The 17,727-nt window shown below is 70.8% G+C and carries 19 protein-coding genes; 13 read left to right on the forward strand and 6 right to left on the reverse strand.

What is annotated here, in order from left to right; all coding sequences use genetic code 11:
• Positions 1-37: 37 nt before the first annotated feature.
• Both ACWCPY_RS19750 and ACWCPY_RS19755 read right to left on the reverse strand, forming a co-directional pair.
• Positions 38-511, reverse strand: coding sequence for a carboxymuconolactone decarboxylase family protein (locus ACWCPY_RS19750; protein WP_451266591.1), 474 nt, complete (start codon positions 509-511; stop codon positions 38-40).
• Between the two features lie 231 nt (positions 512-742).
• Positions 743-1,255, reverse strand: a complete 513-nt coding sequence (locus ACWCPY_RS19755; protein WP_451266593.1) for a hypothetical protein — start codon at positions 1,253-1,255, stop codon at positions 743-745.
• A gap of 175 nt (positions 1,256-1,430) precedes the next feature.
• On the opposite strand from ACWCPY_RS19755, the gene ACWCPY_RS19760 reads away from it, so the two are divergent.
• The 8 genes from ACWCPY_RS19760 (at position 1,431) to lgt (ending at position 9,290) form a co-directional block, all read left to right on the forward strand.
• Entirely contained in the window at positions 1,431-1,889 is a 459-nt protein-coding gene (locus ACWCPY_RS19760; protein ID WP_451266595.1) for a universal stress protein, read from the forward strand.
• Positions 1,890-2,132: 243 nt separating this feature from the next.
• Positions 2,133-3,140, forward strand: coding sequence for an NAD(P)-dependent alcohol dehydrogenase (locus tag ACWCPY_RS19765; protein ID WP_451266597.1), 1,008 nt, complete (start codon positions 2,133-2,135; stop codon positions 3,138-3,140).
• 46 nt (positions 3,141-3,186) lie between these two features.
• On the forward strand, positions 3,187-5,016 hold the full coding sequence (locus ACWCPY_RS19770; protein ID WP_451266599.1) for a glycoside hydrolase family 15 protein: 1,830 nt from the start codon (positions 3,187-3,189) through the stop codon (positions 5,014-5,016).
• On the forward strand, positions 5,013-6,434 hold the full coding sequence (locus ACWCPY_RS19775) for a glucose-6-phosphate dehydrogenase (protein WP_451266601.1): 1,422 nt from the start codon (positions 5,013-5,015) through the stop codon (positions 6,432-6,434). The genes ACWCPY_RS19770 and ACWCPY_RS19775 overlap by 4 nt, the downstream gene beginning before the upstream one ends.
• The gene (locus ACWCPY_RS19780) at positions 6,431-6,958 is read left to right on the forward strand and encodes a gluconokinase (RefSeq protein WP_451266603.1); all 528 of its coding nucleotides are present in this window, start codon (positions 6,431-6,433) and stop codon (positions 6,956-6,958) included. The genes ACWCPY_RS19775 and ACWCPY_RS19780 overlap by 4 nt, the downstream gene beginning before the upstream one ends.
• 216 nt (positions 6,959-7,174) lie before the next feature.
• Positions 7,175-7,699 carry a TetR/AcrR family transcriptional regulator gene (locus ACWCPY_RS19785; RefSeq protein WP_451266711.1) on the forward strand — a complete coding sequence of 175 codons (525 nt, stop codon included), beginning with the start codon at positions 7,175-7,177 and terminating at the stop codon, positions 7,697-7,699.
• Positions 7,696-8,349, forward strand: a complete 654-nt coding sequence (locus tag ACWCPY_RS19790) for a hypothetical protein (RefSeq protein WP_451266605.1) — start codon at positions 7,696-7,698, stop codon at positions 8,347-8,349. The genes ACWCPY_RS19785 and ACWCPY_RS19790 overlap by 4 nt, the downstream gene beginning before the upstream one ends.
• A gap of 29 nt (positions 8,350-8,378) precedes the next feature.
• Positions 8,379-9,290 carry a prolipoprotein diacylglyceryl transferase gene (lgt, locus tag ACWCPY_RS19795; protein WP_451266607.1) on the forward strand — a complete coding sequence of 304 codons (912 nt, stop codon included), beginning with the start codon at positions 8,379-8,381 and terminating at the stop codon, positions 9,288-9,290.
• A gap of 47 nt (positions 9,291-9,337) precedes the next feature.
• On the opposite strand, the gene ACWCPY_RS19800 is transcribed toward lgt, so the two are convergent.
• A complete protein-coding gene (locus ACWCPY_RS19800; RefSeq protein ID WP_451266609.1) occupies positions 9,338-9,712 on the reverse strand; it encodes a hypothetical protein in 375 nt (124 codons plus the stop codon).
• Between the two features lie 101 nt (positions 9,713-9,813).
• On the opposite strand from ACWCPY_RS19800, the gene sigJ reads away from it, so the two are divergent.
• Positions 9,814-10,731, forward strand: coding sequence for an RNA polymerase sigma factor SigJ (gene sigJ / locus ACWCPY_RS19805; RefSeq protein ID WP_451266611.1), 918 nt, complete (start codon positions 9,814-9,816; stop codon positions 10,729-10,731).
• Between the two features lie 171 nt (positions 10,732-10,902).
• Here the strand turns inward: sigJ and ACWCPY_RS19810 are convergent, their stop codons facing one another.
• Positions 10,903-11,814 carry a LysR family transcriptional regulator gene (locus tag ACWCPY_RS19810; protein WP_451266613.1) on the reverse strand — a complete coding sequence of 304 codons (912 nt, stop codon included), beginning with the start codon at positions 11,812-11,814 and terminating at the stop codon, positions 10,903-10,905.
• Positions 11,815-12,020: 206 nt separating this feature from the next.
• Here ACWCPY_RS19810 and ACWCPY_RS19815 point away from each other — a divergent pair, with 206 nt between their 5' ends.
• Positions 12,021-12,905: an aldo/keto reductase gene (locus ACWCPY_RS19815; protein WP_451266615.1), complete on the forward strand. Its 885-nt coding sequence runs from the start codon at positions 12,021-12,023 to the stop codon at positions 12,903-12,905.
• A 71-nt stretch (positions 12,906-12,976) separates the two neighbouring features.
• Here ACWCPY_RS19815 and ACWCPY_RS19820 read toward each other — a convergent pair whose 3' ends face one another.
• Complete coding sequence (locus ACWCPY_RS19820; protein ID WP_451266617.1) at positions 12,977-13,759, reverse strand: ABC transporter permease; 783 nt, start codon at positions 13,757-13,759, stop codon at positions 12,977-12,979.
• Positions 13,752-14,777 (reverse strand): ATP-binding cassette domain-containing protein, encoded by a 1,026-nt coding sequence (locus tag ACWCPY_RS19825; RefSeq protein ID WP_451266619.1) that lies wholly within the window; start codon positions 14,775-14,777, stop codon positions 13,752-13,754. Before ACWCPY_RS19825 ends, ACWCPY_RS19820 begins: the two co-directional genes overlap by 8 nt.
• Positions 14,778-14,869: 92 nt before the next feature.
• On the opposite strand from ACWCPY_RS19825, the gene ACWCPY_RS19830 reads away from it, so the two are divergent.
• The 3 genes from ACWCPY_RS19830 (at position 14,870) to ACWCPY_RS19840 (ending at position 17,506) form a co-directional block, all read left to right on the forward strand.
• Complete coding sequence (locus ACWCPY_RS19830; protein WP_451266621.1) at positions 14,870-15,478, forward strand: TetR/AcrR family transcriptional regulator; 609 nt, start codon at positions 14,870-14,872, stop codon at positions 15,476-15,478.
• Positions 15,479-15,500: 22 nt separating this feature from the next.
• The gene (locus ACWCPY_RS19835; RefSeq protein ID WP_451266623.1) at positions 15,501-16,127 is read left to right on the forward strand and encodes a mycothiol-dependent nitroreductase Rv2466c family protein; all 627 of its coding nucleotides are present in this window, start codon (positions 15,501-15,503) and stop codon (positions 16,125-16,127) included.
• A gap of 755 nt (positions 16,128-16,882) precedes the next feature.
• On the forward strand, positions 16,883-17,506 hold the full coding sequence (locus tag ACWCPY_RS19840) for a L,D-transpeptidase family protein (protein WP_451266625.1): 624 nt from the start codon (positions 16,883-16,885) through the stop codon (positions 17,504-17,506).
• Positions 17,507-17,727 lie beyond the last annotated feature (221 nt).

The following is a 17,727-nucleotide window of genomic DNA, read 5'->3' on the forward strand; positions in this document are numbered from 1 at the left end:
CCCGGCCGGTGGTACGTCCGTCGTCGTGTCCGGCGACTCAGCCGAACTGGCCGGGCCGGTAGCTCCCGGCGGGCTGCTGGGTGATGACGTTGACGCGGTTGTAGGCGTTGATGACGGCGATGAGACCGACCAGCGCGGCCAGTTGGTCCTCGTCGAAGTGCTTGACGGCGTTCGCCCAGGCCTCGTCGGTGACCCCGCCGGCGGCGTCGGCGATCCGGCTCCCCTGCTCCGTCAGCTCCAGCGCGGCGCGTTCGGCGTCGGTGAAGACCGTGGCCTCCCGCCAGGCCGCCACCAGATTGAGGCGCTGAGCGGTCTCGCCCGCATGGGTGGCGTCCTTGGTGTGCATGTCGGTGCAGAAGCCGCAGCCGTTGATCTGGCTTGCACGGATCTTCACCAGCTCCTGTGTCGCGCGCGGCAGCGTCGAGTCCACAACCACCTTGTTGGCCGAGTTGATGTGCTTCATGACCTTGACCCCAAGGGCACTGCCGAAATAGTTGAGACGCGCATCCATGGTGTGCTCTCCTCGCCGTCGTGCGGATTCGCACTGCTGACCGGGCCGCCCGGTGACCCGCGACGGACGGGTGGTGTGACCTGCATCATATTCGGCGGGTATGTGTGCTTCTGTCATGGCGCGTCCGTGCCGCGCCCTGCCGCCGAATCCGCGGGAGGGCGCGCGCTGTCGTGTAACCCCGCGCCGCACCGGCACATCGCGAGGACGGCCGTCGTGGGGGAGGCGGTGCGCTCAGCGGCGACGGCCCGGGTAGGCCGGATCGTCGGTGATCCTTACTTTCTGGGGTGCGTTCCGGGGGAAGGTCCAGATCCGGCCGGAGGTGCTGACCGCGGTCACCGCGGTGTCGTCCAGGGTGACTTCGTGAAACGGATTGGACCAGGCGGAGATGGCGAGCCACTCCAGGGTGCTCTCGTCGTCGTCCCGGGTCAGCGCGACCCAGCCGATGGATCCGTGATGGGCGGACTCTCCCGCCCAGGCACGGCTTCCCTCGCAGGTGTGCGCGGCGAGCGCGGAGTGGACCTCCACCCAGCTGTCGGTACTCCATTCGGTGGCGCGCAGGGCCTCGGTCCAGTGCCAGCTCTCGGCCCGCGGATCGTCGAGCCGGTCGGGCGGCTGCATACGCAGCAGATCCATCACAGCGAGAGAGCCGTCGGCGAACACGATGAAGTCCCCGTCGGGCGCCTCCCGGTCGCGCCATCGCCGGCGCACCTCCCGGGCCATGGCCGTCGAGGCCGAACCGTTCATGCGCGGCATTGTGTCACGGGGCATCGCGCGAGCCCCGTGACCGGTGGCCCGGCCCCCGACTGGACCTCTCGGACTGCGCGGACGGGACGGCCGGCCTGAGGCTGGAGGCCGGGCCCGGTGGTGGCGGACCGCGGGCCCGTGAGGTCGTCCTCCGCCATCGAGCAGCGGAGGAACCATGGCTGACCAGCACGAGGAGAGCGGCCGCATCGTGGTCGGGGTGGACGGATCGGAGTCGTCGAAACAGGCCCTGCGCTGGGCTGTGCGTCAGGCGGAGCTGACCGGTGGTGTGGTGGAGGCGGTGACCGCCTGGGACTTCCCGCAGTTCCACGGCGCGCTCGGCTGGCTGCCTCCGTCGAGCAGCGACGAGGCGGCTCTGGAGGGCCGGGCACGCAGGGAACTCGCGGAGGCCATCGAGGAGACCGTGGGATCGCAGCCGCCGGTGCAGGTGCGTACGCAGGCCCGTTACGGAACCGCCGCCGGTGTGCTGCTCGAGGCGTCCCGCGGCGCGTCCATGCTGGTGGTCGGGAGCCGCGGCCTCGGGGGCTTCTCGGGGCTGCTGCTGGGATCGGTGGCCCAGCACTGCACCCAGCACGCCGACTGTCCCGTCGTCGTGATCCGTGACGGCGACCAGTGAACCCTGGACGAGCGGCCGGTACGGCAGGGTGACAGCCCCCTCCGAGTCGGTCCGTCCGTGCCGGCCCGACCCCGTTTCCGGTTCTCGGCGGAGCCACATCTTTTCCTCACTGGAAAGAACCACTGCCGGAGTGGCTGGATCGCGATCCGGCACGGTGCCTGGGAACGTGAGGCGAGATCGCCGAGAGGATGGACGGAACAGATGAAGACCTTTGTCATGAAGGAAATCGGTCGCGTGGGTTTCATGGAGAAGCCCATTCCGCAGCCGGGTCCGGGCGACGCCGTCGTACGGACGACAAAGGCCCTCATCTGTACCTCCGACTCCCACACCGTCCGGGGCGGCATCGGCCCGCGGGAGAACCTGACACTGGGGCATGAAGCGGTGGGCGTCGTGGACGCCGTGGGGAGCGAGGTGAAGGACTTCCGGCCCGGCGACCGTGTACTGGTCGGCGCCATCACTCCGGACTGGGGTGACCTGGCCTCCCAGAACGGATTCCCCTCGCAATCCGGCGGACCGCTCGGAGGATTCAAGTTCGCGAATTCCAAGGACGGTGTATTCGCCGAGTACTTTCACGTGAATGACGGCGACGCCAACCTTGCGAAAATCCCCGACGGAATCTCCGACGCGGCGGCGGTCTACTGCGCCGACATGCTCTCCACCGGATTCATGGGCGCGGAGCACGGAAAGATTCCGATCGGCGGGACCGTGGCCGTCCTCGCGCAGGGACCGGTCGGCCTGATGGCGACGGCGGGGGCCAGACTCCGCGGCGCGGGCCTTGTCATCGGGGTCGAATCGGTCCCCAGCCGACAGAAGCTCGCACGGACATACGGTGCGGACGAGATCGTCGACTTCTCGAAGGAGGACGTGGTCGAGCGCATCCTTGAGCTGACCCGGGGGCAGGGGGTCGACACCGCGATCGAGGCCCTCGGCGCGGACGTGACCTTCCAGACCGCGGTCAAGATCACCAAGCCCGGGGGCACGATCTCCAACACCGGATACTTCGGCGAGGGCGAATTCGTGCGCATCCCGCGCGCCGAGTGGGGTGTCGGCATGGCCGACAAGACCATCGCGACGGGACTCTGCCCCGGAGGGCGACTGCGCATGGAGCGACTTCTGCGCGTGCTGGAGACACAGCGCATCGACCCGACGCACCTGACGACCCACGAGTTCCCCTTCGATGAGATGGAACGAGCCTTCGAGGTCTCGGACAGGAAGCTCGAAGACGTCGTGAAGGTGTTGATCACCTTCTAGTTCCGGCCGACCACCGTTGTCCTCGACGCTGCGGAAGCAGGGCGACATGCACGAGTCCGATCAACCGTTCCGGCCGATCCGCAAGCGGGAGGGCTATCTGCCACTGGAGGATCTGGGCCTCATCGGAGACGGCGCGACCGCCGCGCTCGTCGGCCTGGACGGCGCCATCGGGTGGATGTGCCTTCCCCGGTTCGACGCCGAACCCCTGTTCTGCGGCCTGCTCGACCACGCCCGCGGCGGCCACTTCACCCTGGCGCCGGAAGACCTGGTGGAGGCGCGACAGCGCTATGAACCGGACACCGGCGTGCTGACCACCGAACTGCGCAGCCCCACCGGTTTGGTGCGCGTCACCGACGCGCTGGCCCTGCGTTCCGGCGCCGACCTCACCGATGACGCACCGGCAGACCGGTCCGAACTCGTACGCTCGGCGGTGGTGCTGGACGGGAACGTCCGCCTGCGGGCGGAGCTGGAGCCCCGCGGCGGCGCGCAGACGCAGGCACTGTTCAGCGGACTGGAGGTGCGACCGTCCCGGCAGCCGGGCCTGCGGCTCCACCTGCGGTCCAACCGCCCCCTGACCGGCCTGCACAACACCTACGACCTGCGGCAGGGCGACCGCCTCGATCTCGTGCTGTCCTGGGGCCGCTTCCACCGTCACCACCGCTTCGACACCGACACCATGCTGCGGGGAACCGCCGACGCGTGGCACCGCTGGATGAAGAACTTCGCGTACGCGGGCCCCGAGGAACCCCTGGTCAGGCGGGCCGCGATCACACTGAAACTGTGCGACGACTGGGCCAACGGCTCGCTGGTCGCAGCCCCCACCTCCTCCCTGCCCGCACCGATCGGCGGGATCCGCAACTGGGACTACCGCTACGCCTGGATCCGCGACGCCGCCTTCGCCGTGTTCGCCCTGCGCCGCATCGGCTTCCGCGGCGAGGCCGATGCCTTCCTCGGCTGGGTCCTCGACGCCTTCGAGTACAGCCGGCAGCCCCGGATCATGTACGACCTCCAGGGCAACCCGGTGCCGGACGAGATCGAGGACGGCGAACTGGAGGGCTACCGGCGCTCCGCCCCGGTGCGCTGGGGCAACGGCGCGACCGACCAGCGCCAGCACGACGTCTACGGTGAGATCCTGGACTGCGCCGACCAGTGGCTGCTCTCCGGCGGTGAGGTCCAGCCCGCGCTGTGGGTCGGCCTGGCCGAGCTGGCCGACGCCGCCGAACAGGCCTGGCGCCGACCGGACCAGGGTATCTGGGAAGTACGCAGCGAGGCCCGGGTATTCACCTACTCGGCCGGGATGTGCCAAGTGGCCCTGGACCGGGCCGCGCGGATCGGCGAGCGGCTCGGCCTGCCCCAAGGAGTCGCCCGCTGGCGCTCCTCGGCCGACCGACTGCGCCGACTCGTCCTGGAACAGTCCTGGGACGAGGAGGCACAGACCCTCAGCGCGCACCTGGACGGCGGCGGCACCCTGGACGCGAGCCTGCTCGCGCTCCCGTTGCGCCAGGTGGTGCCGGTCGATCACCCGCGGATGGTGGCGACCACCAGAGCCATCGCCGAGCGCCTGTCAGCAGGCGACGGGCTGCTCTACCGCTACTCGCACGAGGAGACCTCCGACGGCCTGCCCGGCGACGAGGGCGCCTTCGTCCTGTGCAGTTTCTGGCTCGTCGACAACCTCATCGGTCAGGGCCGGATCGAGGAGGCCGACGAACTGTATGCCTCGTTGTGTGCCCGGGCCGGCCCGCTGGGGCTGATGTCGGAACAGATCAACCCGTCCACAGGAGAGTTCATGGGCAACTTCCCCCAGGCGTTCAGCCACATCGGGATCATTGCCAGCGGCGTGAACCTCGCCCGAGCGAAGGCAGGCGCGCAAGTATGATCAACCGGCTCGCCGTCTTCGGCGCGACAGGGGACCTCACCGCACGTTTTCTGCTGCCGGCGCTGGCCGCCCTGCAGGAGGCGGGGCACCTCGCCGACCGGCTCCAGCTGACCGGCGCGAGCCGGGAGGACTGGGACACCGAGCGGTACCGGCAGTGGATCGCCGACCAGTTCGACCGCCACGGCGGATCCGGTCCGCCCGACGCCAGGGAGGCGATCGCGGCCTCGGCCCGCTATCTGCGCGCCGATGTCACCGATCCGGCCGACGTCGCCGCGGCCATCGCGGGCGACGGACCCGTCGCCGTCTACCTCGCCCTCCCCCCGGCGATCTTCCCCCGCGCGGTCACCGCGCTGCACGAGGCGGGGCTGCCGAAGGGGAGCCGGATCGTGCTGGAGAAGCCGTTCGGCGAGGACCTGGCCGGCGCGCAGGAGCTGAACCGGCTGCTCGCCGAACTCGTGCCGGAGCAGGCGGTGTTCCGGGTCGATCACTTCCTGGCCATGACGACGGTGCAGAACGTGCTCGGCAGCCGCCTGGCCAACCGCGTACTGGAGCCCATCTGGAACAGCACCCACATCGCCGAGGTGGAGATCGTCTGGGACGAGACCCTCGCGCTGGAAGGACGGGCCGGCTACTACGACCACGTCGGGGCGCTCAGGGATATGCTCCAGAACCACCTCCTGCAGCTGCTCTGCCTGGTGGCCATGGAACCGCCGATCACCCTCGGCGAACGGGACCTGCGGGACCGGAAGGTCGACGTACTGCGGTCGGTGCGGTTCCTGACCGAGCACGACGTCGTGCACCGTACGCGCCGCGCGCGCTATCTGCCCGGCAGGATCGGTGACCGCGAGATTCCCGCGTACGCCGACGAGGAAGGTGTGGACCCGCGGCGCCGTACCGAGACCTTCGCCGAGGTGGAACTGGAACTGGACAGCTGGCGCTGGGCCGGAACGACATTCCGGCTCCGCAGCGGAAAGGCGCTCGAGGAGGACCGCAAGGAGGTCGCGGTGCGCTTCCGCCCCGTGCCGCACCTGCCCTTCGGCCACAGCGGAGAGGCCCTGCCCAATGTTCTGCGTTTCGCGCTCGAACCGGAAGGACTGACCCTGGATCTGACGGCCCTCGGCGCCCATGCCCACGAGCTCGTTCCGCTCTCGCTGACCGCGGAGACGGAACCCCAGGGACTGCCCGCCTACGGCCGGCTCCTGCTGGATGTCCTGACGGGGGACCCCGCCCTGTCCATCCGCGGCGACGAGGCCGAGGAGGCGTGGCGGGTCCTCGAGCCCGTGCTCTCCGCCTGGGAGAAGGACCTCGTTCCGCTGGAGGAGTACCCGGCCGGCTCGCAGGGCCCGCCCCCGCGCCGGCGGTCCGGGGACGGCGGGCAGCGGCGAGAAGACGTACGGGGCGAGCAAGCTGCCACATGACGGCCTCCGGCACCGGGCGCAGCTCCCCGTGCATCGTCGTCATGGGGGTCTCCGGCACCGGCAAGTCCACGGTGGCCCGACTGCTCGCGGAGCGACTGGACATCCCCTTCACGGAGGCGGACGACCTCCACCCGCCGGCCGACATCGCCAAGATGCCGGCCGGTGTCCCGCTCGACGACACCGACCGTCAGCCCTGGCTGGAGTCGATCGGCCGCAGCCTGCACGAACGCGAGGCAGCGGGCACCGGCTGCGTGACGGCCTGCTCCGCACTGAAGCGCCGCTACCGGGACACCCTGCGAGCGGCCTGTCCGGGCGTCTTCTTCCTGCATCTGACGGCCGACGAGGAGCTGCTGGCGGAGCGGATCGGCAACCGCACCGGCCATTTCGTGCCGAAGGCACTGCTCGACTCGCAGCTCGCCGCGCTCGAACCGGACGAGTGGGGAGCCGGGCTGGACGCGAGGCCGACTGCCGAGCTGACCGCCGAGTCGGCCATGGAACTGCTGCCACGCCAAGACGGGACATGAGCGCTGCCGCGGGCCGAAGACCCGAGAGCCCGGCAGCCTTGCGGGTCCGGTGCCGTTCGCCCTTGACGGCTAACGCTGTTAGCCATAGCGTGTCGCCCCACGGCTAACACTGTTAGCCGTGTCGGTCGGTGACAACGTGAGGGGGCCGCAGTGAACACCGTCCCAGCCGGCAGCGCCTCGGGACGGCCCGCCGTGGCCGACCGCGCGCAGCAGATCATGGCGGCCGCCCGGGAACTGCTCGACGCCGAAGGGCCGGAAGCGTTGTCGATGCGACGCATCGCCGAACGTGTCGGCGTCCGGGCGCCTTCCCTGTACAAGCACTTTCCTGACAAGGCCGCCGTCGAGGCCGGGCTCCAGGTGCAGGGGATGACCCGGTTGGCAGAGGACCTGGAGGCCGCCGAAACCGGGATCGGCGCCGAACCACCCCTGCCCGTGCTCGCCCGCGCCTACCGGCGGCACGCTCTCGCCGGCCCGCACCTCTACCGCATCACCCACACCCGGCCGCTCACCCGCACCGCGCTTCCCGCAGGACTCGAAGAGCGCGCGGCGATGCCGCTGGCCCGCGCGGTGCACGGCGACATCGACATCGCGCGCTCGTTCTGGGCATTCGCGCACGGCATGGTCGTGCTGGAACTCGACGGCCGTTTCCCCGCCGACGCGGACGTGGACGCCGCATGGCACGCCGGTTGCGAGGCGTTCGCCCGGGCAATCCGCAACAAGACCGGGGGAGAGGCCGTATGACCACGATCGCCGGGGAGCCGGTCACCGGAACCACCGCCCGCGCCGCCGGGTACGCACATGCCGCGGCATGGATGCTCGGGCTCGCCGTCGGATGGGGAGCCGCACCCGAAGCCGGCGACACACATGCCGGGATCGCGACCGCGTACGCCGACCGGCCGGTCCAGGCCGTCGCCCAGGCGCTGCTGGTCCACGGCGTCGCAGCGGTCGGCCTGGTGGTCGTCGGGGCCGGGCTGCTCGACCGGGCCCGCCGTACCGGCAACGCCGCGGCTGCCCCGGCCGGTTGGGCCGGGGTGGTCGCGGGGGCGCTCGCATTCCTGCAGCTCGTCCTGGAACTGATCGCAGTGACCGGAGCCGACCCGGCGTCACCGGACAGGACCGGCGCGCTGTTCGAAGTGGTCCAACGTGTGGACGGCGTCAAGATGTTGGCGCTGGCCGCGCTCGCCGCGGCAGCCTGCGCGGCCTCCCGGCACGGCACACTGCTGCGGCATTGGGAGCTCGTCACCGGCTGGGCCCTCGCCGCCACGATCACCGTGTCCGGCATCGGTTACCTGCTCCTGTCCACCGCCCTTGCCCCGACGGCGTTCATTTCGCTGCCCCTGCTGCTGATCTGGATCGCCGCACTGGGCGCAGCCCTCAGGCGCTGTCCCTGAGTACACAGTTCCGCTTCTACGGAGTGACCATGGATCTCGCCTACCTTCCCAGTCCTTCGACCGGGGTCCTTCACCTCGGCCCGGTTCCCTTGAGGGCGTACGCCTTCTGCATCATCCTGGGCGTGTTCGTGGCCGTCCGGCTCGGCAACCGTCGCTGGGTCGCGCGGGGCGGGGACCAGGGCGTCATCGCGGACGTGACCATCTGGGCAGTGCCGTTCGGCCTTGCCGGTGGACGGCTCTACCACGTGATCACCAGCCCTGACGCGTACTTCGGCGAACACGGTGAGCCGATCCGGGCCCTGTATGTGTGGGAGGGAGGGCTCGGTATCTGGGGCGCCATCGCCCTGGGCGGGGTCGGCGCGTGGATCGGCTGCCGTCGCCGAGACATCTCCTTCCCGGCCTACGCGGACGCGGTCGCCCCCGGCATAGCCCTGGCCCAGGCGGTCGGCCGCTGGGGCAACTGGTTCAACCAGGAACTCTACGGCCGCCCCACCACGCTTCCCTGGGGCCTGGAGATCGACCGCGCGCACCGTACGTCCGACATGCTCGACCTCGCGACGTACCATCCCACCTTCCTCTACGAATCCCTCTGGGACATCGGCGTCGCCGTACTGGTCCTCTGGGCGGCCCGCCGGTTCGCGCTCGGTCACGGCAGGACCTTCGCGCTGTACGTGGCCGCCTACACGGCCGGCCGGTTCTGGACCGAGTACCTGCGCATCGACGAGTCCCACACGTTCCTCGGCCTGCGCCTGAACAACTGGACCTCTGTCGTGGTCTTCCTCGGTGCTGTCGTCTGCCTCGTCGTATCGGCCCGGCGCCACCCGGGCACCGACGACATGTCGCGCCCGGAGGACGGGGGCGGCAACGAGGCGGCCGGGCAGCAGCCGACGCCGCACCCCCGGACCGGCGATCGGACGATGTGCGAGAAGCGGCCCGGCTGATTCCGCAGCCCCGGTGCCGGACCCTGAGTCGTACCCCGTACCGGACCTCAGCGCCGGACCAGCGCGAGCACGCTCAGACCGAACATCAGGACACCCAGGGGGAGATGGACCGACGGGACGTGCGCGATGCCGAGCACGACCTGGACCGAGGCGAGCACGAGGAAACCCGTCGCGTGCCAGACAGGCCGGGGCGAGCCGCCGCCCGGCTTCCACGCCAGTACCGCCGCGAGCACGTACAGCATCGACGCCGCGTACATCACACGGGCGCCGACACTGTGCAGCGTCTCTCCGTAGGAAGCGGTCAGCAGCAGCCCGGCGGAGACCGCCTGGAGGAAGATGGTCAGGGTCTGCAGGGCGATCGCGACCCGAAGGAACGAGGCGCCGCGCCGTGCGCCCGCCGTCGCCGTCACCTGAGTGGTCATGTCACAGTCCCCTTTTCCGCCCTCGGGCAGTGGATCGATAAGGTCTCACCGGTCCGACGAAGCGGGCCTGCGAAAGGTAAGGCGAGGGGGCGGCCGGAGGCATGGGGACTGTCGGGACCAGCACGGACGGAATAGCCGGCGAGCGGCGCCAACTGATCAATGTCGCCTACCGGTTGCTCGGTTCGGTGGCCGAGGCCGAGGACGCCGTACAGGATGCCTACGCACGCTGGTACGGGCTGCCGAGGAGCCGGCAGGAGGAGATACTGTCCCCGGGTGCCTGGCTGACGACCGTGACGGGCCGCATCTGCCTGGACCTGCTCGGATCGGCGCGGGCCCGCCGTGAACGCTATGTCGGCGCGTGGCTGCCCGAGCCGCTGCCCGATCGCACCGAGTGGGACCGCACGGGCGGCGCCGACCCCGTCGGCCCCGCGGACCCCGCCGACCAGATCGTCCTGGACGAGTCGGTGGCCATGGCCTTCCTCGTCCTCCTGGAGTCGATGACGCCCGCGGAGCGGGTGGCGTTCGTCCTGCACGACGTCTTCCGGTACCCGTTCGCCGAGATTGCCGAGGTTCTCGGCCGGACGCCGGCCGCCTGCAAGCAACTGGCGGCCTCCGCCCGGCGGCGGCTGGGTACCGCGCGCACCCCGGTGACGGCGGCCGGCCGGACCGATGTGGTGCGGCGCGTCAAGGAGGCATGGGAGACCAAGGACATCGCCGCCCTCGTCGGTCTCCTCGACCCGGCCGCCGTGATGACCGCCGACGGCGGCGGCATGGTCGGCACCGTCCTGCGCCCGGTCGAGGGCGGCGGGCGCATCGCCCGGTACATGGTCGCCATCGCCGACAAGGCCCCAGGGCTCGAACTCCTGGAGCGGTCGGTCAACGGTGTGCCGGGCCTGGTGGCCCAGCGTGCCGGCGTCGTCATGACCGTGGCCGCGTTCGACGTCTCCGACGGGCGTGTCACCCGGATCTGGGTGGTCCGCAACCCGGAGAAGCTGCGGCCGTGGGGCCTTGCCGGATGACGACCGGCTTCGCCGGTGCGGAGTACGACCTGGCCGGAGCCGGAGCCGGAGCCGGAGCCGGAGCCGGAGCCGGAGCCGGAGCCGGAGCCGGAGCCGGAGCCGGAGCCGGAGCCGGAGTGCGGGGCGGCCGGAAGGGACTTGCCACAGATCGGGCCGACGGCGGCGGGGACTTCAGCGCCCCTCGTGCCGCCGCACCGCCTGTTCGCGAAGGGCCTGGACGAGTGTCGTGACGTGGGGCCGGTCCCTGCGGCCGATCGCGGCGACACCGATGTGCCGGACCGGTCCCGGCGGCCTGATCGGGACGGCACGCAGTCCGGCGATCTCCGGATCGAGTGCGATGGAAGGGATCAGGGAGATGCCCATGCCAGCGGCGACGAGTGAGCGGGCGAAGAAGTAGTCGCTGGTGGTGCCGCGCACTTCCGGGTCGAAGCCGGCGCGCTCGGCGTAGCGGCGCAGGTACGCCTCGGTCTTCAGACAGCCCAGCACCCAGGGCTCGGCCGCCAGTTCGGCCAGGTCGAGCGCGTCGCGGTCGGCGAGCCGATGCCCCTGCTCCAGGACGACGTGCAGGGGGTCCTCCAGGAGCGGGGTCCACTCCAGGCCGGAGCCGGGGCCCGGCCCCGCGGGGAGCGGGCCGTCGAAGTGGTAGGCGAGCGCGAGGTCCACGGCGCCCCGGCGGACCAGCGGCAGGGTGTGCTCGGGCTCGCCCTCCCTGACGTGGAGCACGGTACGGGGGTGGGCTGCCATGAGCCGGGTCAGGGCGCCGGGCAGCAGGAGCCTTCCGCCGCTGGTGAAGGTGGCGAGGGTGAGCCGGGTACGCCCGGTGCTGAGCCGGTCGACCTGCTGTCTCGCGTGTTCGAGCTCGGCGACGACGGATTCGGCGGCTCCGACCATGATCCGGCCGGCCGGGGTGAGGGTGACACCCCGGGTGCTGCGGGCGACGACCTGGGTACCGAGGCTGCGCTCCAGGGCGGCCACGTGCTGGGAGACGGCCGAGGGGGTGAGGCGCAGGGCGGCGGCCGCCCGGTTGAAGCTGCCGTGTTCCGCCACTGCCCGCAGGACGCGGAGCCGCTGCACATCGATCAACAGTTTTCCTTAATGCGCTTCCAGTAGGTCGGCACTTCTGCTGACGACGGTAGGTGTCCAGGATCAGAGCATGCAAACAGTCGCTGTCGCCCCCGAAGCCCTCACCGCCGAGCCGTCACCCACTGCCTGAAGAACGTCACTTACCGCCGATGACCGTCATTCACCGACTGAAGACCGTTACTCACCGCCTGAGGGACCAACCTGCCATGCAGTACCGCACCATCGCAGACACCGCCGTCGGCGCCATCGGCCTGGGTGCCATGCCGCTGTCCATCGAGAACCGCCCGGACGAGGCGCGGGCCGTCGCCACCGTCCACGCCGCCCTCGACGCCGGCGTCACGTTCATCGACACCGCCGACAGCTACCACTGGCACGCCGGTGAAGTGGGCCACAACGAGCTGCTGATCGCCCGCGCCCTGGCCCGGTACGGCGGCGACACCTCCGGCGTCCTGGTGGCCACCAAGGGCGGCCGCGGCCGCCCCGGCGACGGCAGTTGGACCGTCACCGCGACCCCCGCCCACCTCAAGCGGGCCGCTGAGGCCTCCGCCGAACGTCTGGGTGTCGACGCGATCGGCCTGTACCAGCTGCACAAGCCGGACCCGGCCGTGCCCTGGGCGGATTCCGTCGGCGCACTGCGCGAACTGCTCGACGCAGGCACGATCCGCGCCGCCGGGATCTCCAACGTGAGCACCGCACAGATCCGTCAGGCGCATCAGATCCTCGGCGACGGACTCGTCTCCGTGCAGAACCGGTACTCGCCCGCCATGCGCGACAGCGAGCCCGAGCTGCGGCTGAGCACCCGGCTGGGCCTGGCCTTCCTGCCCTGGAGCCCGCTGGGCGGCATCACCCGCAGCTCCCTCGACGGCCCCTCCGGCCCCACCTCCGCCGGCACCGCCTTCCACCGCATCGCGGCCGAGCACGGCGTCAGCCCGCAACAGATCGCCCTTGCCTGGCTGTTGGCCCGCTCCCCGGCAGTGATCCCGGTACCGGGGGCCAGCCGCCCGGCCTCCATCACCGACTCGGCCCGCGCCACGGAGCTCAAGCTGAGCCCGGCCGAGCTGACGCGGCTCGACGACGCTCTGCCGGGCTGAGGCGGGCCACGGCCCGGCCAGGCCCGCCGACCTTGCCACGGTGTTCCCCCGTCTCCCGGACACCCGGCCGGTCAGGCGGATCCCACCGGTCGGCCGCAGCGCTTCATGGCGCGGGTGGAAAGGACCAGCCCGATGGCGGCGAGCGCCGTGGCGGCGATGAGGCCGTGGAGCACGGAGGCATCGAGGAAGTCTCCGGCGAACAGGGCGCGGGCGGCGTCGACGACGTACGTGACGGGGTTGATCGCCGCGACGGCGCTCAGCCAGCCCGGTCCGGCGTCGACGGGCAGGAGGATGCCCGAGAGCATCATGACCGGGAAGATCAGCATCTGGGTGACCATCCAGAACAGATTGCCGTCGGGGCGCGAGGCGATGGCCAGGACGCAGGACAGGGCGCTGAGCCCGACCGCCATGATGATCAGCAGCGCCATGGCGGCGAGAGCGCCGGGCAGGTGGAGGCTCATGCCCAGCGGTATGGCGACGACGGTGATGAGGAACGCCTGGGCCAACAGGGTGACGGCGTCCTTGGCGGTGCGTCCGAGGACGAGTGAGGTACGGCTGACGGGGGTGACGAGGAAGCGTTCCATCTGTCCGCCGTTGAGCTCGCTGAGCAGCCCGTGGCCGGCGGAGAGCGGCCCCATGAGGCACATCATCACGAGGATGCCGGGGACGAACCACTGCCAGACGTCACCGGTGCCGGCACCGAGGTTCGCTCCGGTACCGGCGAGCATCGACCCGAACAGGACGAGGAACAGCAAGGGTTGTCCCATCGAGAGGACGATGCCGACCGGGGAGCGGAGCTCCGGTGCGATCTCGCGCGAGAAGACCGTTGCGACATCGCGGGCGATCCTAGGCATGGGAGGTTCCGATCGGCTCGTGAGCGGTCGCGGTCGTGGTCGCGTGGGCCTCGCCCGATTCCTGGAGCCGACGCCCGGTGAGGTTGATGAAGACGTCGTCGAGGGAGGGACGTTGCACGTCGGCGCGGGTGACCGTGAGCGAGGCCCGGTCGAGTAACCGCAGACAGGCCGGCAACGCGGCGTCGGCGTCCGTGACCCGCACGGTCACCGTCCGCCCTTCTGTGGTGACCTCCGTGACCCCCGGCATCCGACCGGCGAGACCGGCAGCGGCACGCGCCGCTCCGGTGTCCGAGGCCGTGAGGTGCATCCGGTCGCCGGCCAGCCCGGCCTTGAGCGCGTCCGCGGTGCCGTCGGCGATGACCCGCCCCCGGTCCACGATGACGATCCGCTCGGCCACACGGTCGGCCTCGTCGAGGTAATGGGTGGTCAGCAGGACGGTGATGCCGTGTTCGCGTCGCAGGAGTCGGATCTGCTCCCAGAGCGCGGCTCGACTGCGCGGATCGAGGCCCGTGGTGGGCTCGTCGAGGAACAGCACTCCCGGGCGGTGGACGAGGCCGAGAGCGATGTCCGCACGACGCCGTTGCCCGCCCGAGAGCGTGCCGGGGGTGCGGGCGGCGAGGTCGCCGATGCCCATGATGTCCAGCACCTCGTCCGCCCGGTGCCGGGCCTCCCCGGTGCTGAGGCCGTAACAGCGGCCCTGGGTGACGAGTTCGTCGCGAATGCGGTGATTCTCCCCGACGGCGCTCTTCTGGCCCACGTAGCCGATCAACTCCCGCACCCTGCCCGGTTCGCGTCCCGCGTCGAATCCCGCGATGCGCACCCTGCCCGCCGTGGGCGGCAGCAGTGTGGTCAGCATCCGCAAGGTGGTGGACTTGCCCGCGCCGTTCGGCCCCAGCAGCGCCAGAAGCTCACCGGCCGCGGCGCCGAAGGTGACGTCGCGGACCGCCTCGATCGTCTCCCTGGCCGACTTGAAGGTCCGTCTCAGGCCCTCGGCCCGGATCATCTGCTTTCCATCCATGTCCTGGACACTAGGACACCCGGAGTGGAACTGTAAACTTCCATTATGGATTTTAGGAAACCCTTCATGGGTGTTGCTGATACCGTTGGGGGATGAGTGCGAAGCGGGCGTCCAGCGCCAGGAGCCGGACCGAACGGGCCATCGTGACCGCCGCGGTGAGTGTCTGGGCGCGTGATCGGGCGGCGACGTTGCCGCAGATCGCAGAGGCCGCGGAGGTCGGCCGTACGACGTTGCACCGCTACTTCCCCGAACGCGAGGGGCTGGTGCGCGCCGCCGTCGAGCACGCCCTGGAGTCCATCGGTGGCGCGATCGCCGAAGCCGAACCCCACCAAGGGCACCCGCTCGCGGCCATGCGCCGTGTGGTCGCCGCTCTGGCCTCGGTGAGCGAGGCGATCATGTTCGTCTTCGGCGACCAGTCGCTCCTGCGCGATGTCGTGCCGACCGCCGACCCCGCCCTGCCGACACCGCACGACCCGGTGATCGAGCTCATCCGCCGAGGGCAGGCCGAGGCGGTGTTCGACGACCAGCTCACCGCCGAGTGGATCCAGCAGGTCCTGTGGGCGGTGTCCTACACCGCCTTCGAGCAGGTCGAGCAGGGCACCCTCGCCAAGTTCGACCTCACCGCGACCGTGGCCCGGACCCTGGAACGAGGGATCACCGCCCAGGCCGGCGAACGGGCGCGATCGGAACCGCAGTCATGACCGACGGGACGAGTACGCAGCCATGACCGGCCGGGCGGCCACGCATGCGACCGGGACTGCGGCGACGGGCTGGAGCATCGACGTCTGGCTCGACCCCGCCTGCCCGCTCACCCGCCACACCGTGCGATGGGTCGCGCGGATCGCCGAAGAGATCCCGCTTCGGGTGCGTCGGCACGTCATGAGCCTGTCGGTGCTCAACGAACATCGCGACGACGACCCGGAGGGCGACCGGCACGGCTACCTGTGGATTCCCGCCCGTGTCGCCGCGGCCGTCCGGACCGAACACGGGCACGCCGCGCTCGGCGCGTTCTACGACGCACTGTGGACCGAGCCCGGCGGCACCGAGCGGGAATGGATCGGTGACATCGGCGAGGCGCTGCACCGCAGCGGCCTGTCCACCGGGCTCGCCGAGGTCGGCACCACCACCGACTACGACGATGCGCTGCGCGCCTCCCACCACGCCGGCGTCGACCGCATCGACGCCCGGATCGGCACCCCCGTCCTGGCCGTCACCGCCCCCGACGGCCGTGAGCGGTCGTTCTTCGGCCCCGTCCTCGACGCCGTTCCCGAGCGGGCGGAAGCCCTCCGTCTCTGGGACGCCATCCGCCTGATGGCAGGCGTCCCGGCGTTCCGAGAGCTCAAGGCCTGACGGTCCGCGGCACAACGCACCATGATGCGACGCGGCACGACGCGACGCGGTTCTCGGCGGAGCGGGCCTCGTCGGCCTGGGCGTGGCCATCGCACTCGCACCCCTGCTGCAGCGCCAGGCCTGGCTGTTCCCGATGCCCGGCACCCGCGACGACTGCGAGCTGCTGGGCAGGTAAGGCCCTCCAGGCGGAGGCCGCGCTGGGGAACCTGGCCGGCCGTGATGGTGCGGCCCCGGCGTTCGGGCAGGAGGGCCAGGCCCGTAAGGCCGTTGCCGACTGCCTGGCGGCCACGACGACCCTGTGGCTGCCGCAGTACGGGGCGGGGCGCGGTGCTCGTGGGGACGAGTGCCCGGTTCCGCGACCGCGACCGGGCCAGGGCCCGGACGGGCTCCGGCGGCTGACGGACCGTCGCACACGGTCTCCGTACGGCACGTTCCTGGAATGGGCGGCAGCCGCCTCCGATTCACCATGCCGCTTCCCTTCCGCTCCGCCGACGAACTGCTCGACGTCGTGAGCGCGTTCGGGCCCAACACCCTCCGTGGTGTCCGTGGCGGCGTCCTCGCTCCTCCGTCCGACAGGCGGCGAAGGCTCTGCCGAGGCCCGGACCGCTGTCCGGGAAACGGCGCTGACCGGCCGGGACATCTCCGGACTGTCCGGGACACCGGGCGTCCCTTGCCGGACGGTGCCCCCGGCCAGCAGGGTCGGTGTTGCCGGCGAAACAGTCACGTACAGCTACACCTCACACAGGAGTGTTCCCATGCACACGAACGAACCGCCAGTACGCATCATCCCCCTCGCGCTCGCCGCCGTCTTCGTAGGTGGCCTGAGCGCCACCACGGCAACCCCGGCGCAGGCACGCACCGAGACCCGGGCGTCCGCCCAGGTGTCGGCTCAGGCGTCCGCCCGCACGACCGACGCCTACTACCTGCGCTTCGACAAGGGCTCCGTCACCGACTCCCGCCTCGAACTGGTCAAGCGCACGCCCGGCCGGGACAAGGTGGTCAAGACGTACAAGGCGGGCTCGGGCCAGGTCAAGAACACCTGCGCCGTCGGCAAGGGCTGGCTGCCCAACGCCGGGGCGAGCAAGCCGTACGCCGTCCAATGGCACCGCAAGAACTTCGACGGCATCATCAACGGCTTCGTCATCAAGATCTCCGACCGCAAGTGCCACAACGGCACCAAGCGCACCGAGTTGTTCATCCACAGCGAGATGAAGCCGAACGGCAAGCAGGGCACCATCGAGTCCGAGCGGTGGACCAACAGCGGCCCCAACGACTACTACTCCAACGGCTGCATCAAGCTCAACCCGACCGACATCAAGGACCTGTTCAAGCGCCTGGACCACGTCGGCTGGCCGAAGAAGCTGTACGTCGTGGACTGATCCGCGCCAGTGCTCCGTCCGTGGTGCCCGGGAGACCCGTCATGATGTCCTCCGGGCACCACGTATTGCGCGGCCCCGGGCTCGTGGAAAGCTTCCGCCGGGGGCATCTGCTGATGTGCGCAGAGAAGTGAATTCCGGCAGGCCGTGGAATCTGGACGGGAAGGATGACGGCCGGTGAGCGGACGGCGGTGGCTGGACCGGTTCGGTGCGTGGGCACGCGT

This window comes from Streptomyces sp. NPDC002403, from assembly GCF_053593015.1.